Source organism: Kitasatospora sp. NPDC048540 (genome assembly GCF_040651175.1).
GTDB lineage: Bacteria > Actinomycetota > Actinomycetes > Streptomycetales > Streptomycetaceae > Kitasatospora.
The window spans coordinates 1-26,285 of the sequence record NZ_JBEZIR010000005.1 but is presented as its reverse complement, the minus strand read 5'-3'; the positions used below and the strand labels follow the sequence as shown (position 1 = coordinate 26,285).

At 73.4% G+C, this 26,285-nt stretch carries 24 protein-coding genes and 1 pseudogene; 18 read left to right on the top strand and 7 right to left on the bottom strand.

Going from position 1 to position 26,285, the window contains the following annotated elements:
• Positions 1-126 precede the first annotated feature (126 nt).
• The 4 genes and pseudogenes from AB0D08_RS04175 to AB0D08_RS04160 form a co-directional block, all read left to right on the top strand.
• Positions 127-1,224: pseudogene (locus AB0D08_RS04175) on the top strand (sensor domain-containing diguanylate cyclase); the annotation flags it as partial.
• 791 nt (positions 1,225-2,015) lie between these two features.
• Positions 2,016-2,507, top strand: a complete 492-nt coding sequence (locus AB0D08_RS04170; protein WP_359886154.1) for a MarR family transcriptional regulator — start codon at positions 2,016-2,018, stop codon at positions 2,505-2,507.
• A gap of 2 nt (positions 2,508-2,509) precedes the next feature.
• The gene (locus AB0D08_RS04165; protein WP_359886153.1) at positions 2,510-2,947 is read left to right on the top strand and encodes a MarR family winged helix-turn-helix transcriptional regulator; all 438 of its coding nucleotides are present in this window, start codon (positions 2,510-2,512) and stop codon (positions 2,945-2,947) included.
• Between the two features lie 139 nt (positions 2,948-3,086).
• Positions 3,087-3,440 carry a hypothetical protein gene (locus tag AB0D08_RS04160; protein ID WP_359886152.1) on the top strand — a complete coding sequence of 118 codons (354 nt, stop codon included), beginning with the start codon at positions 3,087-3,089 and terminating at the stop codon, positions 3,438-3,440.
• A gap of 50 nt (positions 3,441-3,490) precedes the next feature.
• Here the strand turns inward: AB0D08_RS04160 and fdhD are convergent, their stop codons facing one another.
• Complete coding sequence (gene fdhD / locus AB0D08_RS04155; RefSeq protein ID WP_033818459.1) at positions 3,491-4,309, bottom strand: formate dehydrogenase accessory sulfurtransferase FdhD; 819 nt, start codon at positions 4,307-4,309, stop codon at positions 3,491-3,493.
• Positions 4,310-4,494: 185 nt separating this feature from the next.
• On the opposite strand from fdhD, the gene hutH reads away from it, so the two are divergent.
• Positions 4,495-6,075: a histidine ammonia-lyase gene (gene hutH / locus AB0D08_RS04150; protein ID WP_051811854.1), complete on the top strand. Its 1,581-nt coding sequence runs from the start codon at positions 4,495-4,497 to the stop codon at positions 6,073-6,075.
• A gap of 30 nt (positions 6,076-6,105) precedes the next feature.
• On the opposite strand, the gene AB0D08_RS04145 is transcribed toward hutH, so the two are convergent.
• Positions 6,106-6,501, bottom strand: coding sequence for a hypothetical protein (locus AB0D08_RS04145; RefSeq protein ID WP_033818479.1), 396 nt, complete (start codon positions 6,499-6,501; stop codon positions 6,106-6,108).
• 207 nt (positions 6,502-6,708) lie between these two features.
• Between AB0D08_RS04145 and AB0D08_RS04140 the strand changes: the two genes are divergently transcribed.
• From AB0D08_RS04140 to hutI, 6 genes are all read left to right on the top strand, one after another.
• Positions 6,709-7,578 carry a MurR/RpiR family transcriptional regulator gene (locus tag AB0D08_RS04140; RefSeq protein ID WP_359886151.1) on the top strand — a complete coding sequence of 290 codons (870 nt, stop codon included), beginning with the start codon at positions 6,709-6,711 and terminating at the stop codon, positions 7,576-7,578.
• Positions 7,579-7,718: 140 nt separating this feature from the next.
• Positions 7,719-8,066 carry a hypothetical protein gene (locus AB0D08_RS04135; protein WP_033818461.1) on the top strand — a complete coding sequence of 116 codons (348 nt, stop codon included), beginning with the start codon at positions 7,719-7,721 and terminating at the stop codon, positions 8,064-8,066.
• A 230-nt stretch (positions 8,067-8,296) separates the two neighbouring features.
• Entirely contained in the window at positions 8,297-10,003 is a 1,707-nt protein-coding gene (gene hutU / locus AB0D08_RS04130) for a urocanate hydratase (RefSeq protein WP_233288932.1), read from the top strand.
• Positions 10,004-10,020: 17 nt separating this feature from the next.
• A complete protein-coding gene (locus AB0D08_RS04125; RefSeq protein ID WP_033818480.1) occupies positions 10,021-11,211 on the top strand; it encodes an allantoate amidohydrolase in 1,191 nt (396 codons plus the stop codon).
• A complete protein-coding gene (locus AB0D08_RS04120) occupies positions 11,196-12,551 on the top strand; it encodes a formimidoylglutamate deiminase (RefSeq protein ID WP_033818463.1) in 1,356 nt (451 codons plus the stop codon). Before AB0D08_RS04125 ends, AB0D08_RS04120 begins: the two co-directional genes overlap by 16 nt.
• 123 nt (positions 12,552-12,674) lie before the next feature.
• Positions 12,675-13,841 carry an imidazolonepropionase gene (gene hutI, locus AB0D08_RS04115; RefSeq protein ID WP_033818464.1) on the top strand — a complete coding sequence of 389 codons (1,167 nt, stop codon included), beginning with the start codon at positions 12,675-12,677 and terminating at the stop codon, positions 13,839-13,841.
• Between the two features lie 106 nt (positions 13,842-13,947).
• Here the strand turns inward: hutI and AB0D08_RS04110 are convergent, their stop codons facing one another.
• Positions 13,948-15,453 carry an oligopeptide:H+ symporter gene (locus AB0D08_RS04110; RefSeq protein ID WP_033818465.1) on the bottom strand — a complete coding sequence of 502 codons (1,506 nt, stop codon included), beginning with the start codon at positions 15,451-15,453 and terminating at the stop codon, positions 13,948-13,950.
• Positions 15,454-15,848: 395 nt separating this feature from the next.
• On the opposite strand from AB0D08_RS04110, the gene AB0D08_RS04105 reads away from it, so the two are divergent.
• Complete coding sequence (locus AB0D08_RS04105) at positions 15,849-16,523, top strand: response regulator transcription factor (RefSeq protein ID WP_033818466.1); 675 nt, start codon at positions 15,849-15,851, stop codon at positions 16,521-16,523.
• Positions 16,524-16,566: 43 nt separating this feature from the next.
• Positions 16,567-17,811 carry an ATP-binding protein gene (locus AB0D08_RS04100; RefSeq protein WP_033818467.1) on the top strand — a complete coding sequence of 415 codons (1,245 nt, stop codon included), beginning with the start codon at positions 16,567-16,569 and terminating at the stop codon, positions 17,809-17,811.
• A gap of 80 nt (positions 17,812-17,891) precedes the next feature.
• On the opposite strand, the gene AB0D08_RS04095 is transcribed toward AB0D08_RS04100, so the two are convergent.
• The gene (locus AB0D08_RS04095) at positions 17,892-18,236 is read right to left on the bottom strand and encodes a hypothetical protein (RefSeq protein WP_033818468.1); all 345 of its coding nucleotides are present in this window, start codon (positions 18,234-18,236) and stop codon (positions 17,892-17,894) included.
• Between the two features lie 25 nt (positions 18,237-18,261).
• A complete protein-coding gene (locus AB0D08_RS04090; protein ID WP_033818469.1) occupies positions 18,262-18,804 on the bottom strand; it encodes a GtrA family protein in 543 nt (180 codons plus the stop codon).
• Positions 18,805-19,064: 260 nt separating this feature from the next.
• On the opposite strand from AB0D08_RS04090, the gene AB0D08_RS04085 reads away from it, so the two are divergent.
• From AB0D08_RS04085 to AB0D08_RS04070, 4 genes are read left to right on the top strand one after another with little or no spacing between them, the layout of a single operon-like run.
• The gene (locus AB0D08_RS04085) at positions 19,065-20,183 is read left to right on the top strand and encodes a 5-(carboxyamino)imidazole ribonucleotide synthase (RefSeq protein WP_033818481.1); all 1,119 of its coding nucleotides are present in this window, start codon (positions 19,065-19,067) and stop codon (positions 20,181-20,183) included.
• Positions 20,180-20,704, top strand: a complete 525-nt coding sequence (gene purE, locus AB0D08_RS04080) for a 5-(carboxyamino)imidazole ribonucleotide mutase (RefSeq protein ID WP_033818470.1) — start codon at positions 20,180-20,182, stop codon at positions 20,702-20,704. The genes AB0D08_RS04085 and purE overlap by 4 nt, the downstream gene beginning before the upstream one ends.
• Positions 20,705-20,748: 44 nt before the next feature.
• Complete coding sequence (locus tag AB0D08_RS04075) at positions 20,749-21,948, top strand: dipeptidase (protein ID WP_359886150.1); 1,200 nt, start codon at positions 20,749-20,751, stop codon at positions 21,946-21,948.
• A gap of 34 nt (positions 21,949-21,982) precedes the next feature.
• Entirely contained in the window at positions 21,983-22,807 is an 825-nt protein-coding gene (locus AB0D08_RS04070; protein WP_359886149.1) for a MerR family transcriptional regulator, read from the top strand.
• A gap of 57 nt (positions 22,808-22,864) precedes the next feature.
• On the opposite strand, the gene AB0D08_RS04065 is transcribed toward AB0D08_RS04070, so the two are convergent.
• Positions 22,865-23,275: a CoA-binding protein gene (locus tag AB0D08_RS04065; RefSeq protein WP_033818473.1), complete on the bottom strand. Its 411-nt coding sequence runs from the start codon at positions 23,273-23,275 to the stop codon at positions 22,865-22,867.
• 71 nt (positions 23,276-23,346) lie between these two features.
• Positions 23,347-24,690 carry a UDP-glucose/GDP-mannose dehydrogenase family protein gene (locus AB0D08_RS04060; protein WP_033818474.1) on the bottom strand — a complete coding sequence of 448 codons (1,344 nt, stop codon included), beginning with the start codon at positions 24,688-24,690 and terminating at the stop codon, positions 23,347-23,349.
• 214 nt (positions 24,691-24,904) lie between these two features.
• On the opposite strand from AB0D08_RS04060, the gene AB0D08_RS04055 reads away from it, so the two are divergent.
• Positions 24,905-26,053, top strand: coding sequence for an LCP family protein (locus AB0D08_RS04055; protein ID WP_082526254.1), 1,149 nt, complete (start codon positions 24,905-24,907; stop codon positions 26,051-26,053).
• The last annotated feature ends 232 nt before the right edge of the window (positions 26,054-26,285 follow it).

Sequence of the window (26,285 nt, the reverse complement as noted above, 5' to 3'; positions counted from 1 at the left end):
GTCGACCTTGACAAATCGGGCATAGCGCCCCTCGGCCGCCATAGTCTTGGTCCAGGATCCCGGCCCGGGTGTGGCCGGACGGGTCCGCGGCGAGGGATGAGGCGATCCGTGAGTGGTGAGGCGACGATGACCGATGGCTGCGGCGCCGCGGCCCCCACCGACCTCCGGTTGCAGGCGGTGGTGGCACTGGCGCAGGACATGGCTGGCGCGCTGACCCCGCTGGAGGCCGTCCGGGCCGCCGCCGTCCGGGCCACCGACGCACTGTCCGCCACGATGGCCGCCGTCTCGGTCTGGGACCGCGAGTCGGGCCGGCTGCGGGTGCTGGTCAACCACGGCGAGCTGGCCGCCGGCGAGGAGGAACTGCCCGCGGACGAGTCGTACCCGGTCGCCGACTTCCCGGAGATCGTCAGCTACCTGGAGGAGCACTGGACCACCGGGCGGTTGCCGCGCGCCTGGGTGCAGACCTCCGAGGACGAGGCCCCGGACACCGCGTACGCGAGCGCCGGGGTCGGCGCGTTCTGCCAGCAGCGCGCCGCCGGACTGCGCCGCCGGGGCCGGGCCTGCTGCCTGGTCGCGCCGATCGTGCTGCACGGCCGGGCCTGGGGGGAGCTGTACCTGGCCCGGACGGTCGGACTGCCGGTGTTCACCGAGGCCGACACCGACTACGCCACCCTGCTGGCGGCCCAGATCTCGGCCGGGCTGGCGCAGACCGAGCGGGTCGCGGACCTGCGCCGGCTCGCCTTCACCGACGCCCTCACCGGCCTCGCCAACCGCCGCGCGGTGGACGCCCGGCTGGAGAGCGCGCTGAAGGCGCACAACCGGGACAACACCGTGGTCAGCCTGGTGGTCTGCGACGTCAACGGCCTCAAGCGGGTCAACGACGAGCTCGGCCACGAGATGGGCGACCGGCTGCTGGAACGGTTCGCCCAGCAGCTGTCGATGTCCGCCGCCCGGCTGCCGGGCAGCCTGGCGGCCCGGCTCGGCGGCGACGAGTTCTGCCTGCTCGCCGAGGGGCAGAAGGCCGACGACGTGGTGGCCGTCGCCGAGGACCTGTGCACCAGGGCGCTGGAGCTGACCGAGGGTGAGGGGGTGGCCTGCGGGGTCGCCTCCACCGGCGACTCGATCGGCCCGGTGACCACCCCCGACCGGCTGTTCCGGCTCGCCGACGCCGCCCAGTACCGCGCCAAGGCCGCCCGCGCCGCCCACCCGGTGGTGGCCGGCCGCAGCCACGGTCCCGGTCTCGCCCCCGACCCCACCGTGCTGCTGGCCGACGCCGCCGACCCCCACCACCGCGCGGACGGCCGGCGCACCGGCCCGTCCGCCCGGTTCGGCAACCACGACCGCCGCCGCTTCCGCGGCGCCGCGCACAGCGCCGACCCCGGCCAGCTGCTCGCCGCCGTGCTCGCCGCTCTCGACCAGGGCGGCAACCGCCGTACCAGTCACCCCGCCGACACCCTGGCCCGGCTGACCACCGTCGCCGAGACCGCCGCCCGGCTGCTGAACGCGGTCGGCTGGTGGATCTCGTACGTGCCGCCCGGCTCCCAGCTGATGCGCACCGCGCAGCACGCCGTCTACCGGATGACCAGCGGCCCGAGCGGCAACAAGGCGCAGACCCAGCGGGCCCAGATCGAGGCCCCGGACGCCGTCTTCGACCTCGGGCACTACCCGACCACCCGGCAGGCGGTGCGCGGCGGCTCGTTCGCGCTGCGGGTCGGCGCGGCGGGCAACGACCCGGCCGAGGAGGCGGTGCTGGTGGTCAGCGGCTACCGGGGGATGGTCGCGGCCGGCGGCGCCAACCCGGCGGGGGGCTGGCTGGTCGAGCTGTTCGCGGACGACTCCACCCTGCCGCTCGGCCAGATCGCCTCGGCGCTGCGCGCCCTGGTCGCGGTCGCCCTCTCCGGCCCCGCCTCCCCGCCCCCGGCCTGACCGGCCCGGCGTCCGGCCGTCCTGCCGTCCCGCCTCGGGCCGCCGCCAGATAGTAGCCATGTACTTAATAGCCATGTACTGTATCTCTCATGAGTGAGACACCCGAGGGTCCGACCCCCGGCTTCCTGGTCTGGCGGCTGTCGACGAAGTGGCGGGTGGCGGTCGACCGGACCGTCGCCCCGCTGGGGCTGACGCACGCGCAGTACTCGCTGCTGTCCTCGCTGTACGGCATGGAGCGCTCCGGCGAGCGCCCCAGCCAGCGCCGGCTGGCCGACCACACCGGGCTCGAACCGCTGTACGTCTCCAAGCTGGCCCGCGCCCTGGAGCCCTCGGGGCTGATCGAGCGCGCCGCGGATCCGGACGACAGCCGCGCCGTGCGGCTGTCGCTGACCGGGCCCGGCCGGGAGGCGGCCGCTCGGGCGATCACCGAGGTCCACCGGCTGCTGGACCGGCTGCTGGCACCGCTCGGCGGCCGCGACAGCGCCCGCACCGCGGCGCTGGTCGGCGAGCTGACCACGCTGCTCGACGCGCCACTCGACGCACCGCCCGACACGCCGCCCGACACGCCGATCGAGGAGTAACCATGTCCGTGCCCACCCTGAACGGCCAGGTCATCGGCCGTGCGCACTACGCCACCCGCGCCCTGCTGGAGCGCCTGCTGGCCCCCAGCGGCACCACCTTCCAGCAGTCGCTGGCCCTGAACGCCGTGGCCGACGAAGGCGGCACCGCCGACCGCGAGCAGGTGCTGGCGCGGCTGACCGCCGGCCTGAAGACCGACCGGGCGGCGGCGCTGTCCGTCCTCGCCGAGCTCACCGACGCCGGTCTGCTGGCGTCTTCCCCCGACGCGGCCGACGGCGTCGCACTCACCCCGGCGGGCCGCGGGCGCCAGGCCGGCATCCGCGCCGACGTCGCCGATCTCACCGCCCGGCTGTACGGCGGCCTGCCGCCCGAGGACCTGGCCGCCGCGGCCCGGGTCCTGACCGCCCTGACCGCCCGCGCCGACGCCGAACTGGCGGGGTGACAGCACGCTGTTACAGCGTCACGGCCAGCGTCACAGCTGGGGTACGGCCGGGCCCTGACCCCTGTCGCGGCCCGGGCCGGGCGTGCCACAGTGGGCCGTCGCAGGCCACCGGGGCGGGCGGGAAATGAGGTTCGGGCTGATGAGGACACGTCTGGCAGGGGCGCTGCTCGCCCTGGCCCTCGCCGTCGGCGGCAGCGCGCTGACCGCCGGCGCGGCGCAGGCCGCGCCCCGTACCGCGGCGGTCTCGGCCGCCCAGCAGGCACCGGCGGCGGCCGGCGCGCAGTCGCCGTCGTCGTCGCAGGACCGGGCGTCCGGCCAGGCCGGAGCGCGGGCGCAGGCGCAGACCGAGCTGGCCGGCTCGAAGACCAAGAGCAAGAGCAAGAAGAAGAAGAGCAAGGGCGGCCTGATCGGCCTGCTGGTCGCGGTGGCCTTCGTGATCCTGGTGGTCTGCGTGGTGGTCTGGCTGATCCGCCGCCGGATCCGCCGCTCCTGAACCGGCCCCGCGCGGTCGCGCCCCCGCGGTCCGGACCTGGGTGATCCGGCCTAGCCGATCCGGTCCGCGCGGGTGTAGACGTTGCCGCCCTGTCCGCGCAGGAAGCCGACCAGGGTCAGGCCGAGTTCCTCGGCCAGGTCCACCGCCAGCGAGGACGGTGCCGAGACGGCGGCCAGCAGCGGGATCCCCGCCAGCGCCGCCTTCTGGGTCAGTTCGAACGAGGCCCGGCCGCTGACCAGCAGCAGATGCCCGGTCAGCGGCAGCCTCCCCTCGCGCAGCGCCCAGCCGATCACCTTGTCGACCGCGTTGTGCCGGCCGACGTCCTCCCGCGCGCACAGCAGCCCGCCCTCGGCGTCGAACAGCCCGGCGGCGTGCAGGCCGCCGGTCGACTCGAAGGTCCGCTGGGCCGCGCGCAGCCGGTCCGGCAGCTCGTACAGCAGCTGCGCGGGCACCGTCAGCGGGTCCTTCTCCACCGGCCAGTGGCTGTGGGTGCGGACCGCCTCCACGGTGTCCCGGCCGCACAGGCCGCAGGCGCTGGTGGTGAGCAGGTTGCGGTGCGCGGACAGTGGCAGCCGGCCCGCGCCGCGCAGCGTCGCGTCGACCACGTTGTAGGTGTTGGCGCCGTCCGCGTCCGTCCCGGCGCAGTAGCGCAGTGCCGCCAGCTGCTCGCCGCCGTGCACCAGGCCCTCGCCGACCAGGAAGCCCGCGACCAGGTCGAAGTCGTGGCCGGGGGTGCGCATGGTCACCGTGAGCGGCTCGCCGCCCAGCCGGATCTCCAGCGGCTCCTCCGCCGCCAGCGCGTCCGGCCGCGCGGATCTCTCCGAGCCGCGCAGCCGTACCACCCGCCGCCGTACCGTCGCCCGCGCCATCGATCCTGCCTCCGCTCGCTGCCTCGCCCCAGCTTGCGGCACGCCGGGCCCGCACGGAAATCCTCCGCGGGCCGCCGCCCGGCGGTGGGTCCGGGAGCGCGGCGGTGACGCGGGTCACACCGGTCGGCGATCCGGCTGCGCGTCAGCGGTTGTCATATCCTCATTCACCTGATGTCATTGTGCATATGGATATGCACAGTGCTGTGGCCGTCGATGCCCCCGTGATCCAGGTCGGCAAGGCCGACGTCAGCGCCGAGGACGTGCTCGCCGTCGCGCGCGGCAACGCCCGGGTCGAGATCGGCCCGGACGCGCAGGCCGAGATGGCCGCCGCCCGCGCCACGATCGAGGCCCTCGCCGCCGAACCGCGCCCGGTCTACGGCGTCTCGACCGGTTTCGGCGCGCTCGCCGTCCGCCACATCAGCCCCGAGCTGCGCGCCCAGCTGCAGCGCTCGCTGGTCCGCTCGCACGCCGCCGGCATGGGCCCGGCCGTCGAGCGCGAGGTGGTCCGCGCGCTGATGTTCCTGCGGATGAAGACCCTCGCCTCCGGCCGTACCGGGGTGCGCCCGCTGGTCGCGGAGACGATGGCCGCCATCCTGAACGCCGGCATCACCCCCGTGGTCCGCGAGTTCGGCTCGCTGGGCTGCTCCGGCGACCTCGCGCCGCTCTCGCACTGCGCGCTGGTGCTGATGGGCGAGGGCGTCGCGTACGGCCCCGACGGCGTCGAGCGCCCGGCCGGCGAGCTGCTCGCCGAGGCCGGCATCGAGCCGGTCGAGCTGCTGGAGAAGGAGGGCCTGGCCCTCATCAACGGCACCGACGGCATGCTCGGCATGCTGGTGATGGCGATCGCCGACCTCTCCCGGCTGTTCACCACCGCCGACATCACCGCCGCGATGAGCCTGGAGGCGCTGCTCGGCACCGACAAGGTGCTCGCCCCCGAGCTGCACTCCTCCATCCGCCCGCACCCGGGCCAGGCGCTCAGCGCCGCCAACATGCTCGCCGTGCTCAGCGGCTCCGGCCTGACCGGCCACCACCAGGACGACGCCCCGCGGGTCCAGGACGCCTACTCGATCCGCTGCGCCCCGCAGGTGGCCGGCGCCGGCCGGGACACCCTCGCGCACGCCGCGCTGGTCGCCTCCCGCGAGCTGGCGGCCTCGGTCGACAACCCGGTGGTGCTGCCCGACGGCCGGGTCGAGTCCAACGGCAACTTCCACGGCGCCCCGGTCGCGTACGTGCTGGACTTCCTCGCCATCGCCACCGCCGACCTGGCCTCGATCTCCGAGCGCCGCACCGACCGGCTGCTCGACAAGGCCCGCTCGCACGGCCTGCCCGCGTTCCTCGCCGACGACCCGGGCGTGGACTCCGGTCTGATGATCGCCCAGTACACCCAGGCCGCCCTGGTCAGCGAGAACAAGCGGCTCGCCGTCCCGGCCTCGGTGGACTCGATCCCGTCCTCCGCCATGCAGGAGGACCACGTCTCGATGGGCTGGTCGGCCGCGCGCAAGCTGCGCCTGGCGGTGGAGAACCTCGCCCGGGTGCTCGCCGTCGAGCTGCTCGCCTCGGCCCGCGCCCTGGAGATCCGCGCGGACGGCGGCAGCGGCCCGATCGCGCCCGCCACCGCCGCGGCCATCGCCGCGGCCCGCGAGGCCGGCGTGCAGGGTCCCGGCCGGGACCGCTTCCTGTCGCCGGACCTGGAGGCCGCGCACGCCCTGGTCGCCTCCGGCGGCCTGGTCGAGGCGGTCGAGCGGGTCACCGGTCCGCTGGCCTGACCTGCCGCCGGTGCCCGGGGCGGGCGGCCGTCAGGCCCACTCGCTCCGGGTGCCGCGGGACAGCTCGCGCTCCCGGCGGCGGTCCCCGAGGGCGGCGGAGAGGTTGACCCCGACGATCCCGGCCCAGCAGACGATCAGACCGGTGACCCCGGCGTTCTCGGTGGCGATGGCGGTCAGCGGGATGCCCAGCACCAGCGAGGCGCCGCCCAGCGTGAACCGGCCGCCGCGCCCGCGGTCCCGGCCCCGGGCCGGGGCCCGGGCGTCGAGCTGCTCGGCGGCCCGCTGCTCGACCCGGGCGTCGAGGCGGGCGTCGAGCCGGGCGAGGAAGGAGTCGACGATCTCCGACTCGTACTCCTTGCCCAGTTCCTTGCGGGTCTGCACGGCGGCGTCGAGGTCGCGGCGCAGGTCGTCCTGGCGAGAGTCCATGAGGGCCATGGTGACGGCCCGGACGGGCGGTCAGCCACCGCGGTACCGGGAATTCGGGGATCTTCAGGGAGAAATCAGGGTCACCCCCGAGAATCGGCCCGTCCCGGATCCCGAAACACCATTGCCCACCTGGCGGGACTGCGCCACAGTCGTCCCAGCCGCCGCAGCCAGCGGCGTCAGCCGAACCCGAGCTCGGAGGTACCGCAGATGACCGCCCCGGAGGAGAACGGCGCCGTGGGCCCGTCCGCCCGCCTGCTGCAGCTCTTCGAGGGCCACCGGCTGACGCCGACGCAGCGCCGGATCGCCCACTCGCTGGTCCGGCACGCCACCGAGGCGCCGTTCCTGTCCAGCGTCGAGGTCGCCGAGCTGGCCGGAGTCAGCCAGCCCTCCGTCACCCGGTTCGCGGTCGCCCTCGGCTACGACGGCTACCCGGCGCTGCGCAAGCAGCTGCGCGAACTCGGCGGCGGCGAGCCGGCCGCCCCCGAGACCCCCGCCGACGCGGTGCGCAACGAACACCAGCAGGCCGTCCTGGCCGAGATCGAGCACCTGCGGCACCTGGCCGCACTGCTCGCCGACCCCGAGCCGATCGTCCGGGCCGCCCGGCTGCTCGCCGCCTCCCGGCCGCTGCCGGTGCTCGGCCTGCGGGCGGCCTCCGCCCAGGCCCGCGGCTTCGCGTACTTCGCCGCCAAGGTCCACCCCGACGTCCGGCTGCTGGACGAGGGCGGCTCGATGCTCGCCGACCGGATCGAACAGGCCGCCTTCGCCGGGGCCTCGGCGCTGCTCTGCTTCGCGCTGCCGCGCTACCCGCGGGAACTGATGGACGCCCTGGGGGTGGCCCGGGCCTGCGGGCTGACCGTGCTGACCGTCGCCGACAGCGCCTTCGCCCCGGTCGCCAAGCTCTCCGACCTGATGCTCCCGGCCGCGGTCGGCACCGGCCTGGTCTTCGACACCGCCTGTGCGCCGATGATGCTCGGCCGGGTGCTGCTGCAGACCATGTGCGACGAGATGCCCGGCGCGGAGGCCCGGCTGGAGGCGATCGAGCAGTCCGCCGCGGCCCGCGGCCTGTTCTTGGAGTAGCCGGGGCCTGGAGTGGCCGGGCCCCGAGCGGCCGGGGGCAGCCCCGAGGGCACAGCTTGGCCTCGGCTGGTTGCCCACCGGCCGTCAGCGGGCAGACCCTCCACAGGCCCTGGCGCCAGGGCCGGACGGGGGAGTCAGCCATGGGCCCGATCCACCAGATGAGACTGACCGGCCGACTCGCCTCGGGGGCCGACGAATGGTCCTGCCCGACCTGCGGCCGGCGGATCTCGCTGCGGCAGCCGCCCGAACCCGACCTGGTCGTCCTGGAGCCGGGCGACGAGAGCGCCGTCCACGTCGGGGTGATCGATCCGGACGCGGCGGCCGGAGCGGCGGAGAAGTACGGCATCGGCCCGATCCGCGAGATCCCGCGCGCCCCACGCCCGGCCGACCCGGCGGCGCCCCCGGCCCGCCCCGACCCGGTGGGTGCCGAGGACCGCCGCTGGCTTGCCGAGATCGGCATCGACTGGGACGGCGACGCCGCGGCCTGACCCCGGGACGCGCCCTCAGCCGCGTCCCGCGTACCGCGGAGGCCCGTCCGCCCCCAGCACGGGCAGCGGCACGGGCAGCGGCACCGCCATGCCGTAGCGCCCGTCGAGCACGCCCCTGTGCGCTGCTCGATGCCTGCGTCCGCCTCCCGGAGTCTGCCGGGCCGGGCGGATTGGTGGGCCGGGGCTCTGGCCGATGGCCGATTGATTGGATATATTCAGAGAACCAAATCATGAATGAATCCATCCGCAGGGAGGCCGGCAGCATGGTGCAGCAGCAGACGGGCAGTGGTCCGCGTGAGGTCCGCGCGGCGCGCGGGACGAACCTGACCACGCAGGGGTGGCAGCAGGAGGCCGCCCTGCGGATGCTCATGAACAACCTCGACCCCGAGGTCGCGGAGCACCCGTCCAAGCTGGTGGTCTACGGAGGCACCGGCAAGGCGGCCCGCGACTGGCGCTCGTACGACGCCATGGTCCGCACCCTGCAGACCCTCAAGCAGGACGAGACCATGCTGGTCCAGTCCGGCCGTCCGGTCGGTGTGATGCAGACCCACGAGTGGGCGCCGCGTGTCCTGATCGCCAACTCCAACCTGGTCGGCGACTGGGCCAACTGGGAGGAGTTCCGCCGGCTGGAGAGCCTCGGGCTCACCATGTACGGCCAGATGACCGCCGGTTCGTGGATCTACATCGGCACCCAGGGCATCCTCCAGGGCACCTACGAGACCTTCGGCGCCGTCGCGGCCAAGAAGTTCGACAACACCCTCGAGGGCACCATCACCCTGACCGCCGGTCTCGGCGGCATGGGCGGCGCCCAGCCGCTCGCCGTCACCATGAACGGCGGCGTGGCGATCTGCATCGACTGCGACCCGTCCCGGATCTCCCGCCGGATCGAGCACCGCTACCTGGACGTCGAGGCCAAGAACCTGGACCACGCGCTGCAGCTCGCCGTGGAGGCCCGTGACAAGAAGCAGCCGCTCTCGATCGGCCTGCTGGGCAACGCCGCCGAGCTGTTCCCGCAGCTGCTCGCGATGGACGCGCCGATCGACATCGTCACCGACCAGACCAGCGCCCACGACCCGCTGAGCTACCTGCCGATCGGCGTCGCCTTCGAGGACATGGCGGACTACGCGGCCGCCAAGCCGGCCGAGTTCACCCAGCGCTCGCGCGAGTCGATGGCCAAGCACGTCGAGGCGATGGTCGGCTTCCAGGACCGCGGCGCCGAGGTCTTCGACTACGGCAACTCGATCCGCGGCGAGGCCCAGCTCGCGGGCTACACCCGGGCGTTCGAGTTCCCCGGCTTCGTCCCGGCGTACATCCGGCCGCTGTTCTGCGAGGGCAAGGGCCCGTTCCGCTGGGCCGCGCTGTCCGGCGACGCGCAGGACATCTACAAGACCGACAAGGCCGTGCTCGACCTCTTCCCGGAGAACGAGTCGCTGCACCGCTGGATCAAGATGGCCCAGGAGAAGGTGCACTTCCAGGGCCTGCCGGCGCGGATCTGCTGGCTCGGCTACGGCGAGCGCGACAAGGCGGGCGAGCGCTTCAACGACATGGTCGCCTCCGGTGAGCTGTCCGCCCCGATCGTGATCGGCCGCGACCACCTGGACTGCGGCTCGGTCGCCTCCCCGTACCGCGAGACCGAGGCCATGCTGGACGGCTCGGACGCGATCGCCGACTGGCCGCTGCTGAACGCCATGGTCAACGTCGCCTCCGGCGCGTCCTGGGTCTCCATCCACCACGGCGGCGGCGTCGGCATCGGCCGCTCGATCCACGCCGGCCAGGTCACCGTCGCCGACGGCACCGCGCTGGCGGGCGAGAAGATCCGCCGGGTGCTCACCAACGACCCGGGCATGGGCGTCATCCGGCACGTCGACGCCGGCTACGACCTGGCGAGCGAGGTCGCGGCCGAGCGCGGGGTCCGCGTCCCCATGAACGAGCTGTGACCGACACCTTCGGCCGGATGTGGGCGGAGCTGCTCCCCGTGGGCCGCTCCGCCTCCTCCGGCGGCTACCGCCGCTTCGCCTGGAACTCCGCCGACGCCGAGTGCCGGTCCTGGTTCGAGGAGCAGGCCCGCGCCCGCGGCCTGGCGTACGAGCTGGACCGCAACGGCAACCAGTGGGCCTGGCTCGGCGACCCGCAGGCCGGCGGTGCGGTCGTCACCGGCTCGCACCTGGACTCCGTCCCGGACGGCGGCGCCTACGACGGCCCGCTCGGGGTGGTCTCCGCCTTCGCCGCGCTCGACGAACTGCGCGAGCGCGGCGCCGAGTTCGACCGTCCGCTGGCGATCGTCAACTTCGGCGACGAGGAGGGCGCCCGGTTCGGCGTGGCCTGCATCGGCTCCCGCCTCACCGCCGGCGTGCTCTCCAAGGAGCAGGCGTACGCGCTGCGCGACGCCGACGGCGTCCGGCTGCCCGACGCCATGGAGCGGGCCGGCTACGACCCGGCCGCGATCGGTGCCGACCAGGAGCGGCTGGCCAGGGTCGGCGCCTACGTCGAACTCCACGTCGAGCAGGGCCGCTACCTGACCGAGGAGCACCCGGTCGGGGTGGCCAGCGCGATCTGGCCGCACGGCCGCTGGCGGTTCGACTTCCACGGCGAGGCCAACCACGCCGGCACCACCCGGATCGAGGACCGCCGCGACCCGATGCTGACCTTCGCCGAGACGGTCCTGGCCGCCCGCACCCGCGCCCAGCTGGCCGGTGCGCTGGCCACCTTCGGCAAGGTCGCGGTCGAGCCGAACGGCACCAACGCCATCGCCTCGCTGATCCGCGGCTGGCTGGACTCCCGGGCCGCGGACGAGCCGACCCTGACCGCCCTGGTCGAGGAGATCCGGCAGGCCGCGTACGAGAGCGGCGAGCGGACCGGCATCAAGGTCGAGCTGACCCGCGAGTCCTACACCCCGGTGGTGGACTTCGACGGTCCGCTGCGCGACCGGCTGGCCGGGCGCCTCGGCGGGGTGCCGGTGCTGCCGACCGGCGCGGGACACGACGCCGGAATCCTCGCATCGGCGATCCCGACCGCCATGCTGTTCGTGCGGAACCCGAGCGGGGTCTCGCACTCGCCGGCCGAGCACGCCGAGGAGCGCGACTGCCTCGCCGGGGTGGCCGCCCTCGCCGACGTACTGGAGGACCTCGCATGTCTGCAGCGGTGACGTACTGGGCCGAGTACGCCTGGCTGCCGCACGCCAACGGACCGGTGGTCGAGCAGCAGGTGCTGATCGCGGTCGGCCCGGGCGGCCGGATCGCCAAGGTCACCCCGGACAGCGGGCCCTGCCCGCCCGGGGCGGTCCGGCTCGGCGGACTGGTGCTGCCCGGCCAGGCCAACGCCCACTCGCACGCCTTCCACCGCGCGCTGCGCGGCACCGTGCAGGTCGGCTCCGGCACCTTCTGGACCTGGCGGGACACCATGTACCGGTTCGCCGGTGCGCTCGACCCGGACAGCTACCTTGAGCTGGCCACCGCCGTGTACGCGGAGATGGCGCTCGCCGGGATCACCGCGGTGGGCGAGTTCCACTACCTCCACCACGGCCCCGGCGGCGGCCGCTACGACGACCCCAACGCGATGGGCGAGGCGCTGATCGAGGCCGCCCTGCGGGCCGGCATCCGGATCACCCTGCTGGACACCTGCTACGTCTCGGCCGGGTTCGGCGCCGAGCCGACCAAGCCGCAGCTGCGGTTCAGCGACGGTGACGCGGACGCCTGGGCGGAGCGCGCCTCGGAGCTCAAGGGCAGCGAGCACGCCCGGATCGGCGCTGCCGTCCACTCGGTGCGCGCCGTCCCGGCCGAGCAGCTGAGCACCGTCGCCCACTGGGCGGCGATGCGCAAGGCCCCGCTGCACGTCCACCTCTCCGAACAGACCGCCGAGAACGACGCCTGCCTGACCGCGCACGGCGTCACCCCGACCCGGCTGCTCGCCGACCACGGGGTGCTCGGCCCGCGGACCTCGGCCGTGCACGCGACCCACCTCAGCGACGAGGACATCCGGCTGCTCGCCGACTCCTCCACCACCATCTGCATGTGCCCCACCACCGAACGGGACCTGGCCGACGGCATCGGCCCGGCCCGCCGGCTGGCGAGCGCGGGCTGTCCGATCAGCCTCGGCAGCGACAGCCACGCGGTGATCGACCCGTTCGAGGAGGCCCGCGCGCTGGAGCTGGACGAGCGGCTGCGCACCCGCACCCGCGGCCACTGGACCGCCAACGCGCTGCTGCGCGCCGGTGCCGAGGACGGCCACGCCTCGCTCGGCTGGCCGGAGGCCGGCCGGATCGAGGCCGGCTCGCTCGCCGACCTCACCGCCGTCGCGCTGGACTCCGTCCGGACCGCCGGCCCGGCGCCCGCGCTGGGCGCCGAGACCGCGGTCTTCGCGGCCTCGGCCGCCGACGTCCGGCACGTCGTGGTCGGCGGCCGGCACATCGTCAAGGACGGCGTGCACCAGCTGGTCACCGACGTCCCGGCCGCCCTGCGCGCGTCGATCGCCGCGCTGCAGTCCTAGGCCTCGCCGGATCCGCGGGTCCTGTCGGACCCGGCCGCGGCCGGCCATAGAATCCGGGGTGCGGGCCCCACCAGGGCTGATCTGGTGGGGCCCGCGCCCCTACCCCTCGAAGGGAAGGGCCCCTTGAGCCTCCTCATCACCGACATCGGCACGCTGGTGACCAACGACCCCGCGCTCGGCAGCGGCCCGCTTGGTGTGGTCCCGGACGCGGCCGTGGTCGTGGAGGGCAGCCGGATCGCCTGGGTCGGCCCGGCCGCCGCCGCGCCCGCCGCGGACGAACGGTTCGACGCCAAGCACCGCGCGATGCTGCCCGGCTTCGTCGACTCGCACGCCCACCTGGTCTTCGCGGGCGACCGGACCGCCGAGTTCAACGCCCGGATGTCCGGCCAGGCCTACACCGCCGGCGGCATCCGCACCACGGTCGCCGCCACCCGGGCCGCCACCGACGCCGAGCTGGACGCCAACCTGGTCCGCTTCCTGCGCGAGGCCCTGCACCAGGGCACCACCACCGTCGAGTGCAAGTCCGGCTACGGGCTGACCGTCGCGGACGAGGCGCGGGCGCTGCGGATCGCCGCCTCGCACACCCCCGAGACCACCTACCTGGGCGCGCACGTGGTCGCCCCCGAGTTCGCCGACGACCCGGCCGGCTACGTCGACCTGGTCACCGGCGAGATGCTGGACGCCTGCGCCCCGCACGCCCGCTGGGTGGACGTCTTCTGCGAGCGCGGCGCCTTCGACGGCGACCAGGCCCGCGCGATCCTCACCGCGGGCGCCGAGCGCGGCCTGATCCCGCGGGTGCACGCCAACCAGCTCTCGTACGGCCCCGGCGTGCAGCTGGCGGTCGAGCTGGGCGCCGCCTCCGCCGACCACTGCACCCACCTGACCGACGAGGACGTGGCCGCGCTGGCCGGCTCCGCGACGGTCGCCACCCTGCTGCCGGGCGCCGAGTTCTCCACCCGCGCCGAGTACCCGAATGCCCGCCGGCTGCTGGACGCGGGCGCCACCGTCGCGCTGTCCACCGACTGCAACCCGGGCTCCAGCTTCACCAGCTCGATGGCGTTCTGCATCGCGGTCGCCGTCCGCGAGATGGGCATGACCCCGGACGAGGCGGTGCACGCCGCCACCGCCGGCGGCGCCCGCGCGCTGCGCCGCACCGACGTCGGCGTCATCACCCCGGGCGCCCGGGCCGACCTGCTGCTGCTGGAGGCACCCTCGCACGTCCACCTGGCCTACCGGCCGGGCGTGCCGCTCACCGCCGCGGTCTGGCGGGCGGGCGCGCGCGAGTTCTGACCGGCGCAGGACACCGCCGAAGGACTCCGCCGTACGACACCGCGTACGACGAAGGGCCGGTACCCGCCGAGGCGGGTACCGGCCCTTCGTCGTGAAGGAGGTGGCGTCAGTGGACGTCGCCCATGAGCTTGACGACCTTCTTGCGGTACATCGCCAGTCCGATGCCGGCGATGATCGCCAGCACGCCCTGGACCGCGAAGTACCAGGTGGAGCCGGTGGCGTCGCCCAGGACCAGCTGGAAGATCGCGGCCACGCAGTCGCCCGCGGTGACGGCGAGGAACCAGACACCCATCATCTGGCTGGCGTACTTGGCCGGGGCCAGCTTGGTGGTGACGGACAGGCCGACCGGGGAGAGCGTGAGCTCACCGACGGTCTGGACCAGGTAGACCATGGCCAGCCAGAGCGGCGTGACCTTGGTGCCGCCGGACGCCGCCGCCATCGCCAGCATCATCACCAGGAAGGACGCGCCGATCATCAGCAGGCCGATCGCGAACTTCATGGTGGTGCTGGGGTTCTTCCCACGGCGGGCGAGGGCCACCCACAGCCAGGCGAAGACCGGGGCCAGCGCCATGATGTAGAGCGGGTTGAGCGACTGGAACCAGCTGGACGGGAAGTCGAAGCCGAGCAGCGTGGAGGCGGTGTTGTCGTCCGCGAAGACGCTCAGCGTCGAGCCGGACTGGTCGTAGATCATCCAGAACACGGCGGCGGCGATGAAGAACCAGATGTAGCCGCTCATCTTGGACTGCTCGTCCGAGCTGAGGTCCTTGTCCCGCTTCACCTTGCCGAAGACGAAGACCGGGAGCGCGATGCCCGCGATCGACAGCGGCCAGATCACCCAGTCGATGGTGAAGCTGCCGGTCAGTGCCACGACGGCGTAGAACACCACGGCCAGCGCCAGCCACAGGCCGGCCTTGCGGAACACGTCGCGCTTCTCGGCGGCCGAGATCGGCGAGGACACCACGTCGCTGCGGGCGCTCAGGTGGCGGGTGCCGAGCAGGAACTGGCCGAGGCCCAGGGCCATGCCGACACCGGCGAGGGCGAAGCCGAGGTGCCAGTTGACGCTCTGGCCCACGGTGCCGATGACCAGCGGCGCGGCGAAGGCGCCGAGGTTGATGCCCATGTAGAAGATCGTGAAGCCACCGTCACGGCGCGGGTCGTTCGGCCCGTCGTAGAGGTGGCCGACCATCGTCGAGATGTTGGCCTTGAGCAGACCGGAACCGATGGCGATCAGGCCGAGGCCCGCGAAGAAGGACACGGTGGCCGGCACGGCCAGCATGAAGTGTCCGGCCATGATGATCGTGCCGCCGACGGCGACGGTCTTGCGGGCGCCGAGGAAGCGGTCGGCGATCCAGCCACCGGGCAGGGCCAGCAGGTAGACCATGGCGGTGTACACGCTGTAGACCGCGGCGGCGACGGCCACCTTCATGCCGAGGCCGCCGTCGGTGGTGGCGGCCGTCATGTAGAGGACGAGCAGGGCGCGCATGCCGTAGTAGCTGAAGCGCTCCCACATCTCGCTCATGAAGAGAGTGGCGAGGCCCCGGGGGTGCCCGAGGAAGGTCTTGCCGCTGGGAGGGGCCGACTGAGTGCCGGCATCCAGGGTGGTAGACGCCATGTGTAGGGGTTCCTTGCCTGACTTCGTCCGCCAAGGGGGGTGGAGGCGGACGGGGACCAAACCACTGTACGTGGCGGTTTTCCATGACATGGCCGGACAAACATCGCAAATCAGGTAACACGCAGGCAAAGTCCTGGCGACCTCGTGGCGCCCAATCGATGGCGCGAGCGGAAATTGTCCTTTGAAGTGAAGGTAGCACGTCCGATTCTTTGGCAAAGGCCCCCATCCGACCCCTCGGACGGCCGGATGGCGGCACCCGCCCGATGATCACGCTCTGTGAACTAGTTCACAGTGGGCGCCGGGGCCGCCATGGTTGCCCCCTCGCCAGGTCATGCGGAGGTCAAGGGCCAGGACGCACCCTGATCAGGGGGCCCGCGGCGGTCTAACATCAGCCCATGACCTGTGTGCTGCTGGCCGAGGACGACCCGGCAATCTCCGAACCGCTGGCCCGCGCGCTGCGCCGGGAAGGCTATGAGGTGCTGGTCCGCGAGGACGGACCGGCCGCGCTGGGGGCGGGGCTCACCGAGGAGGTCGACCTGATCGTCCTCGACCTGGGTCTGCCCGAGATGGACGGCCTGGAGGTCTGCCGGCGGCTGCGCGCCGACGGCAAGAGCTTCCCGGTGCTGGTGCTCACCGCCCGCGCCGACGAGGTGGACACCGTGGTCGGCCTCGACGCGGGCGCCGACGACTACGTCACCAAGCCCTTCCGGCTGGCAGAGCTGCTCGCCCGGGTCCGGGCGCTGCTGCGCCGCGGCAACGTCGACCAGCTCACCACCGGCGCGCACGGCGTCAAGATCGACATCGAGTCGCACCGCGCCTGGCTCGGCGAGGAGGAGCTCACCCTCTCCGCCAAGGAGTTCGAGCTGCTGCGGGTCCTGGTCCGGGACGCCGGCCGGGTGGTCACCCGCGAGGAGATCATGCGGCAGGTCTGGGACACCACCTGGTGGACCTCGACCAAGACCCTCGACATGCACATCTCCTGGCTGCGCAAGAAGCTCGGCGACGACGCGGCCAACCCGCGCTACATCGCGACCGTCCGCGGCGTGGGCTTCCGCTTCGAGAAGAACTGACGGACGAACCCGCCGAAGAACCGACGACGAAGGACCGCCCGGCGTGAAGCGCAGGATGATCAATTCACTGCTGGGCGTGGTCCTGGTGGTGGTCGCGGTGTTCTGCGTACCGCTGGCACTGATCGAGAAGCAGAGCATCGTCGGCGCCGCCAACGACCGGGTCGACGCGGCCGCCGTCCGGGTCCTCGGCCTGGTCGAGAGCCGGCTGGCGGCCGGCGAGCCGGTCACCGGCGAGAAGTTCGCCGCCCAGGTCACCGACGGCTCCTTCGTCACCGTCGACATCCCCGGCCAGCCCCTCATCGCGGCCGGCCGCCCGGTCCAGGGCGCCGCCCTGACCGCCACCGAACAGGGCCTCAGCGGCGAGACCGTCACCGTGATGCAGTCCCGCGAGGACGTCGACCACGAGATCGGCAACATGCTGCTGCTGCTCGGCGTGGTCGCCCTGCTCGCCGTCCAGGCCGCCGTCGCACTCGCGGTCTGGCAGGCCAAACGGCTCGCCCGGCCGCTCACCGACCTCGCCGAGACCGCCGAACGACTCGGCTCCGGCGACCCGCGCCCCCGCGACCGCCGGTACGGCGTGCCCGAACTCGACCGGATCGCCGAGGTCCTGGACGCCAGCGCCGAGCGGATCGCCCGGATGCTCACCGCCGAACGCAGGCTCGCCGCCGACGCCTCCCACCAGCTGCGCACCCCGCTCACGGCGCTGTCCATGCGGCTGGAGGAGATCACCGCGCTCGCCGAGGAACCCCGGACCGTCCGCGAGGAGGCCGCCATCGGCCTCCAGCAGGTCGAGCGGCTGACCGACGTGGTGCAGCGGCTGCTCACCAACCAGCGCGACCGCAGCAGCCCGACGGCGGTCGGCTTCCCGCTGGACGAGGTGATCAAGCAGCAGGTGGAGGAGTGGGGGCCGCCGCTGCGCGACAGCGGCCGGCGGCTGGTCATCGAGGGCCTGCACGGCGCCGAGGTGACCGGCACCCCCGGAACGGTCGCCCAGGTGCTCGCCACCCTCATCGAGAACTCGCTGATGCACGGCGCCGGCACCATCACCCTGCGGGTGCGACGCTCCGGCAGCTCGATCGTCACCGAGGTCCAGGACGAGGGCGCGGGCGTCCCGCCGGAGCTCGGCAACCGGGTCTTCGAACGCGCGGTCAGCGGCCGCAACTCCACCGGCATCGGCCTCGCCGTGGCCCGCGACCTCGCCGAGGCGGACGGCGGCCGACTGGAACTGCTGTCCCTGCGGCCACCGGTGTTCGCCCTGTTCGTAGGGCGGAGCCGGACGACCGACTAGCGCAGTGTCGGGCGGAGCCGGACGACCGACCAGCTCAGTGTCGGGCGGAGCCGGAGCCGCACGACCGGCGGCCGGGCTGGTCAGGGGGCCAGGCGGTCCGGGGGCGGGAACCGGGTGATCGGCTCGTCCTGCCAGGTGTAGACCTCCAGGCCGGAGAGGTAGCCCGCGGAGGCGAAGACCAGGACGCCGCCGACGGGCTGCCCGTCGGCGGCGAGCACCGTGGCCTCGGCGGCCGGGTGTGCGGCGGCGGGCGCGGCGGGCACCGCCGCCCGGTCCAGGTCGACGTCGATGCTGGCGCAGGGGCACGGACAGCGGCCGGTCACCCGCAGGTGGGGGATCTGGGCACGGAGGGCGCGGTGCGCGGGCCCGTCGCCCGCGAGGAGCGCATCGAGGAGCGCGACCGCCTCCGGCGCGAGTCCGGTCACCGTCCGGTCCGTCCGTCGGTGCGGTTCAGGAACGCTGGGCGACCGCTGCCGCGGGCGGCTGCTCGGCGGCGAGGAGGAGTTCGGCCTCGGCGACCACGGCGGGCTCGGCCGGTTCGGCCAGCTCCGGGAGGGCCTTGAACACCCAGGTGCGGTAGGAGAAGAAGCGGAACACCGTGCCCGCGGCCAGGCCGACGAACTTCGCGGCGAGCTGCATGGGGTGTGAGGTGAGGCCGAGGACGTAGACCGAGAAGCCGAGCACACCGGTCTCGATCAGCATCCCGGCGCCGCTGAAGAGCAGGAAGAGGGTGATCTCGCGCTTGCGCGAGGCCGCGTCGCGGTCGCGGTACAGCCAGTACCGGTAGCCGAGGTAGTTGGTCGCGATGGCGACCAGGGTGGCGGCGATGTTGGACCGCAGGGAGGCCAGGCCGAGGCCGTTGATGCAGATCCAGAAGACCAGGAAGTTGACGACGACGCCGCTCAGTCCGACGATGCCGAACTTGACGACCTCGCCCGAGACCCCGCGCAGGCGGTTCGCGAGCGACGGCTTGGGCGCGGTGGTGGTCGTCATACCCGACTGTCTCCTGTGCTCGCCTGCCTTGGGGGCCGTGCGCGCGGCGCTGCGGCACGATGCGGAAACCCCTATCGACGCATGATCGGATAGTGCTTTTCCCGGGGTCCGGCCATCCAGGCTACTCGCTCCCCGACGGCCCGTCCCCACCCCGGGGGTCGCTCTTTACCCGGCAGGACGCCGTTACACCCGCGGTGACCGGCCCGGATATCCTGGGCGGCGTGACTCTTGCGGGCAAGGCAAATTTTCCAGTGGTCGGCATGATCGGCGGCGGGCAGCTGGCCCGCATGGCGCACCAGGCGGGGGTCCCGCTCGGGATCCGCTTCAAGCTCCTCGCCGACACCCCCCAGGACTCGGCGGCCCAGGTGGTCTCGGACGTCGTCCTCGGTGACTACCGGGACCTGGAGACGCTGCGCCGGTTCGCGGCCGGCTGCGACGTGGTCACCTTCGACCACGAGCACGTCCCGACCGAGCACCTGCGGGCCCTGCAGGCCGACGGGGTCGCCGTCCGGCCCGGCCCCGACGCGCTGGTGAACGCCCAGGACAAGGGCGTGATGCGGGCCAAGCTGGACTCGATCGGGGTGCCCTGCCCCCGCCACCGGCTGGTCGCCGACCCGGCCGACGTGACCGCCTTCGCGCACGAGGGCGCCGGCTACCCGGTGGTCCTGAAGACCGTCCGCGGCGGCTACGACGGCAAGGGCGTGTGGGTCGTCGACGACGAGCAGGAGGCCGCCGCGCCGTTCCTGGCCGGGGTGCCGGTGCTGGCCGAGGAGAAGGTCGACTTCGTCCGCGAGCTGGCCGCCAACGTGGTCCGCTCGCCCAGCGGCCAGGCGGTGGCCTACCCGGTGGTGGAGAGCCTCCAGGAGAACGGCGTCTGCGCCGAGGTGACCGCGCCCGCGCCGGACCTGGACCCGGAACTCGCGGGCGAGGCCCAGGCGCTGGCCCTGCGGATCGCCGGCGAGCTGGACATCACCGGCCACCTGGCGGTCGAGCTGTTCCAGACCCGGGACGGCCGGATCCTGGTCAACGAGCTGGCGATGCGCCCGCACAACTCCGGCCACTGGACCCAGGACGGTGCCGTCACCTCGCAGTTCGAGAACCACCTGCGGGCCGTCCTCGACCTCCCGCTGGGCGACCCCCGCCCGCGCGCGAAGTGGACCGTGATGGTCAACGTCCTCGGCGGGGACTACCCCGACATGTACCACGCCTTCCTGCACTGCATGGCCCGCGATCCCGGCCTGCGGATCCACATGTACGGGAAGGACGTGAAGCCCGGCCGCAAGGTCGGCCACGTCAACGTCTTCGGGGACGACCTCGACGACGTCCGCGAGCGCGCCCGCCACGCGGCCGCCTACCTGCGAGGGACCATCACAGAATGACTGACCCGATCATCGGCATCGTCATGGGCTCGGACTCCGACTGGCCCGTGATGGAGGCCGCCGCCCAGGCCCTGGACGAGTTCGAGATCCCGTACGAGGTCGACGTGGTCTCCGCGCACCGGATGCCGCGCGAGATGGTGGCGTACGGCGAGCGGGCGCACACCCGCGGCCTGAAGGCGATCATCGCCGGTGCGGGCGGCGCGGCCCACCTGCCGGGCATGCTGGCCTCGGTGACCCCGCTGCCGGTGATCGGCGTGCCGGTGCCGCTGCGCTACCTGGACGGCATGGACAGCCTGCTGTCGATCGTCCAGATGCCGGCCGGTGTGCCGGTGGCCACCGTCTCGGTGGCCGGGGCGCGCAACGCCGGCCTGCTGGCGGTCCGGATGCTCGCCGCGTTCGACCCCGAACTGGCCGAGAAGATGGTCGAGTTCCAGGCCGAGCTGAACACCCAGGCGACCGACAAGGGCAGGAAGCTGCGGGCCAAGGTGGCCGGTTCGGCCTCCTTCGGCTTCGGCAAGTAGCCCGGGTATCCCGGCCGGTGGTGCGGGCACGGTAGAACAAGGGCATGACGCCTGAACTGCTCGACCGTGCCCGCGCCCTGCTCCGCGAGACCCCGGTGGTCGACGGCCACAACGACCTGCCCTGGGCGATGCGGGCCCAGGCCGGTTACGACCTGGACGTCCTCGACCTGGGCGCGGACCAGAGCGGCCGGCTGCACACCGACCTGGCCCGGCTGCGCGCCGGCGGGGTCGGCGCGCAGTTCTGGTCGGTCTACGTCCGCTCGGACTGGGCGGGCGACCGCGCGGTCAGCGCCACCCTGGAACAGATCGACTTCGTCCGCACCCTGGTGCAGCGCAACCCCGCCGAGCTGCGGCTCGCCCTGACGGCGGACGACATGGAGGCGGCCCGGGCCGAGGGCCGGATCGCCTCGCTGATGGGCGCCGAGGGCGGCCACTCGATCGACTGCTCGCTCGGCGCCCTGCGGATGCTGCACGAGCTGGGCGTGCGCTACCTGACGCTGACCCACAACGACAACGTGCCGTGGGCGGACTCCGCCACCGACGAGCCGGTCGCCGGCGGGCTGACCGCGTTCGGCGAGGAGGTCGTCCGGGAGATGAACCGGATCGGCATGCTGGTCGACCTCTCGCACGTCTCCGCCGACACCATGCGGGCCGCCCTGCGGGTCTCCGCGGCGCCGGTGATCTTCTCGCACTCCTCCGCCCGCGCCGTCTGCGACCACCCGCGCAACGTCCCGGACGACGTGCTCGCCCAGCTGCCCGGCAACGGTGGCGTGGCGATGGCCACCTTCGTGCCCAAGTTCATCCTGCCCGCCGCCATCGAGTGGACCGCCGCCGCCGACGCCAACATGCGCGCCCACGGCCTGCACCCGCTGGAGACCACCCCGGAAGCGATGGCGGTGCAGGGCGCGTACGAGCGGGCCCACCCGCGGCCGTCGGCCACCGTGGCCACCGTCGCCGACCACCTGGACCACATGCGCGAGGTGGCCGGGATCGACCACATCGGCATCGGCGGCGACTTCGACGGCACCGCCTTCCTCCCCGAGGGGCTGCAGGACGTCGCGGGCTACCCCAACCTGATCGCCGAGCTGCTCGGCCGCGGCTGGTCCGAGGCCGACCTCGGGAAGCTCACCTGGCACAACGCGGTGCGGGTGCTGCGGGACGCCGAGGACGTCGCCACCGACCTGCAGCTCACCTTCCGCGGCCCCTCCTGGGCCACCATCGAGCAGCTCGACGGCCGTGGTTGACCTTCCCCCTGGGGGAGACGGGACGGTGGAGGGCGTGGAGGAGGAGGACCTGCTTCTGGGTATCGGTGCCTTTGCGCGCCGCTCCCGGCTGTCGCAGAAGGCGCTCCGGCTGTACGACGGCCAGGGCGTGCTGCGGCCGGACCGGGTGGACCCGGCCACCGGCTACCGCTACTACCGCGAGAGCCGGCTGGCCGACGCCCGGCGGATCAGGCTGCTGCGCGGCCTGGACATGCCGCTCGCGGCGGTGGCCGAGGTACTGGCCGCACCCGGTCCGCAGGCTGCCGCGCTGGTCGCCGAGTACTGGGAGCAGGTCGAACGCCGGACCGCCGCCCAGCGCGAGCTGGCCGCCTACCTCCGCATCCAACTCACCGGTGGCGAAGGGATCCTGGACATGTTCGACATTCAGCAGCGCGAGGTGCCCGAGCAGCTGGTGCTGACCGAGCAGCGGCACATCCGGCCGGAGGAGCTGCCGGAGTGGATCCCGGCGGCCTGCGACCGGCTGTTCGCCGTCGCGCAGGCCCACGGCGGCGTCTTCGGGGCGCCGTTCGTGGTCTACCACGGCGAGGTCAACGACGACAGCGACGGGCCGGTGGAGCTGTGCGTCCCGGTCGACCCGGCCCGCGCGGGCGGGTTCGGCGCGCCGAGCCGGACCGAGCCGGCCCACCGGGAGGCGTACACCACCGTCACCAAGGCCCAGGTGGTCTACCCGCAGATCCTCTCCGCCTACGACGCCGTCTTCCAGTGGGCCAAGGAACACGACGAGACGGTCAGCGCCGGCCCCCGCGAGGTCTACTTCGTGAAGTGGGACGAGGTCGCCCCGGGCGACCCGGCCTGCGACATCGCGGTGCCGATCGGCTAGGGCGCGTTTGCAGAGTCGCGTCGGACCCGGCGGGACTCTGCGAACGCGCCCTTGGGCCTAGCCGAGCCGGGGCAGCTCGATCGCCGGGCAGCGGTCCATCACCATGTCCAGCCCGGCGGCCGTGGCGCGCGCGTAGGCGGCCTCGTCGACCACGTCCAGCTGGAACCAGACCGCCTTGGCACCCACGGCCACGGCCTGGTCGGCGACCTCGCCGGCCAGGCCGCTGTTGACGAACACGTCCACCACGTCGACCGGGAACGGGATCTCGGCGAGGGTGGCGTACCCCTGCTCGCCGAGCACCGTCTCGGCCTTCGGGTGCACCGGCACCACCCGCTTGCCCGCCCGCTGCAGCACCTGCGCGACGCCGTACGCCGCCCGGCGGGTGTTGGTGGACAGGCCGACCACCGCCCAGGTGTCGCCCGAGTCCTGAAGGATCCTGCGCACCGTGTCCCGGTCTCCGTAGCTCATGCCACGGCCAACGACGTCCCGGGCCGCCGCATTCCGCCGCCTTCGGCGGGGTCGCGGTGGCCCGGCGGCCGCTACTCCGCGCCGGGGCGGCCCATCGCCCGGTAGGTCCAGCCGGCCGAACGCCAGCGCTCGACGTCCAGGATGTTGCGGCCGTCCAGTATCCGGCGCTCGGCGACCACCCCGCCCAGCTGCGCCGGGTCCAGCTCGCGGAACTCCTGCCACTCGGTCAGGTGCAGCACCACGTGCGCGCCCTCGACGGCCTCCAGCGGAGTGGCGGCGTACGACAGGCTGGGGAACATCTTGCGGGCGTTGTCCATCGCCTTCGGGTCGTAGACCGTGACCTGCGCGCCCTGGAGCTGGATCTGGCCGGCCACGTTGAGCGCGGGGGAGTCCCGGATGTCGTCCGAGTTGGGCTTGAACGCGGCGCCCAGCACCGCGACCCGGCGGCCCAGGAAGCCGCCGCCGCACTGCTCGCGGGCCAGCTCCACCATCCGGGAGCGGCGCCGCATGTTGATCGAGTCGACCTCGCGCAGGAAGGTCAGCGCCTGGTCGGCGCCCAGCTCCCCGGCCCGCGCCATGAAGGCCCGGATGTCCTTGGGCAGGCAGCCGCCGCCGAAGCCCAGACCGGCGTTGAGGAACTTGCCGCCGATCCGCTCGTCGTAGGAGAGCGCCTTGGCCAGCTGCGTCACGTCCGCGCCGGCGCTCTCGCAGACCTCGGCCATCGCGTTGATGAACGAGATCTTGGTGGCCAGGAAGGAGTTGGCGGCGGCCTTGACCAGCTCGGCGGTCGGGAAGTCGGTCACCACGAAGGGCACGCCCTCGGCGATCGGCGTCGCGTACACCTCGCGCAGCAGCTGCTCGGCCCGCTCGCTGCGGACGCCCACCACCAGCCGGTCCGGGTGCAGGGTGTCGCCCACCGCGTAGCCCTCGCGCAGGAACTCCGGGTTCCAGGCCAGCTCGGCGGCCTCGCCGGCCGGGGCCAGCGCGGCCAGCCGCTCGGCCAGCCGGTTGGCGCTGCCGACCGGCACGGTCGACTTGCCGACCACCAGGGTCGGCCGGGTCAGGTGCGGGGCGAGGGCGTCCAGCGCCGCGTCGACGTAGCTCATGTCGGCGGCGAACTCGCCCTTCTTCTGCGGGGTGTTGACGCAGATGAAGTGGACGTCGCCGAACTCGGCGACCTCCTGCGGGGAGTCGGTGAAGCGCAGCCGGCCGGTCGAGCCCTCGTGGCCGGGGACGTGCTTGACCAGCAGCTCGGCCAGCCCGGGTTCGTACATCGGTACCCGGCCCGCGGAGAGGGCGGCGATCTTCTCCGGGTCGATGTCCAGGCCGAGCACCTCGAAGCCGAGCTCCGCCATGCAGGCGGCGTGCGTCGCACCCAGGTATCCGGTACCGATCACGGTGAGGCGGAGGGCCACTGCTTCCCCTTTGGTGTTCCGGGACTATGGCCGGCCGGGTCGGTACCCGAGGCCGCAGGCACCGATGGTATCCGCCGGACGGGCGGCCGTGGGGCGCTCCCCCCTAGGCGGATTTCAAAGCTCTGGGTAACTCCACGGCCACCTGCGGGTATCGGTGGCGACCGGAACTCCTGTTTCAATCCCGCGGCCGCGGCCGGACCGACAGAATGCGCGCATGGACGCGCGGGAGCACGAGGACGGGGCGGGCGGGCAGCCCGGACCGCTGAGCTTTTTCGACCGGCAGGACGACACCGGGGAGCCGCCCGAGCAGGAGGCCCCCGACCGCAGCTCCCGGCGCCGGCGCCGGACCAGGCGGGTGCTGGTCTGGACCCTGACCGCCCTGCTGGTCCTGATCGGCGCGGGCGTCGGCGGCGTCTGGTGGACCGCCGAGCACTACGCGTCCTCGGTCGAGCGGATACCCGGCGCGTTCCCGAGCGTCCCGGAGTCCGCGCAGCCCAAGCCGGTGCCGGGCACGGGGACGACGTTCCTGCTGGTCGGCCTGGACGCCCGCTCTGACGTGCCCACCACCGGCGGCCAGGCCAAGGCCCCGGCCTGGAAGGAGGGGGCGAGCCGCAGCGACACCATGATGCTGCTGCACCTGTCCGAGGACCGCCGGAGCGTCTCGCTGGTCTCGATCGCCCGGGACACCTGGGTGCCCGTGCCCGGCCACGGCATGGCGAAGATCAACGCGGCGTACTCCTGGGGCGGCCCGGCGCTGATGGTCGACACCGTGCAGAAGCTCACCGGCATCCGGATCGACCACGTCGCGGTGATCGACTGGAACGGCTTCAAGAAGCTCACCGACGCCGTCGGCGGCGTCGACATCACCATCCCGCAGACCATCGAGGCCAAGGGCGACGCCCGCGAGTGGCTCAAGGGCACCCACCACATGAGCGGCGAGGAGGCCCTGCTGTACGTCCGCGAGCGGCACGGCCTGCCCAACGGCGACCTGGACCGCACCAAGCGGCAGCAGAACTTCCTGCGCGCCCTGATGATCCAGACCATGAACGCCGGCACCCTCGGCAGCCCCGCCCGGCTGACCGGCCTGCTGCAGGCCGTCGGCGACGTGGTCAGCGTCGACGACCGGCTCAGCAACACCGACCTCTACGACCTCGGCTGGAGCCTGCGCGCGGTGCGCCCGGACGACGTCCGCTTCATGAACGCGCCCTTCGGCGGCTTCGACAGCATCGACGGCCAGGACGTGGTAAAGCTCGACACGGCCGCCGCCACCGCGCTCTGGGAGGCCATCCGCAACGACCGGATGGCCGACTACTTCGCCCAGCACCGGACCACCAGCGACACCCTGGGGGAGAGCGTCCGCTGAGGCCCGGCCCGTCGCCGGGCCGCTCACCCGCTGTCGTGCAGGTCACCTGCGCGCGGGGTGCGGGCGAGCCTAGGATGCATCTACTGAACGGTAATTAACGCTTTCGCGCGAAGGGTGTGGCACATGGCGGGCAGCTCGGACTTCGACCTCTTCCGGCTCAGTGAGGAGCACGAGATGCTCCGGGAGACGGTGCGTGCGCTGTCGGAGGCGAAGATCGCTCCGTTCGCGGCGG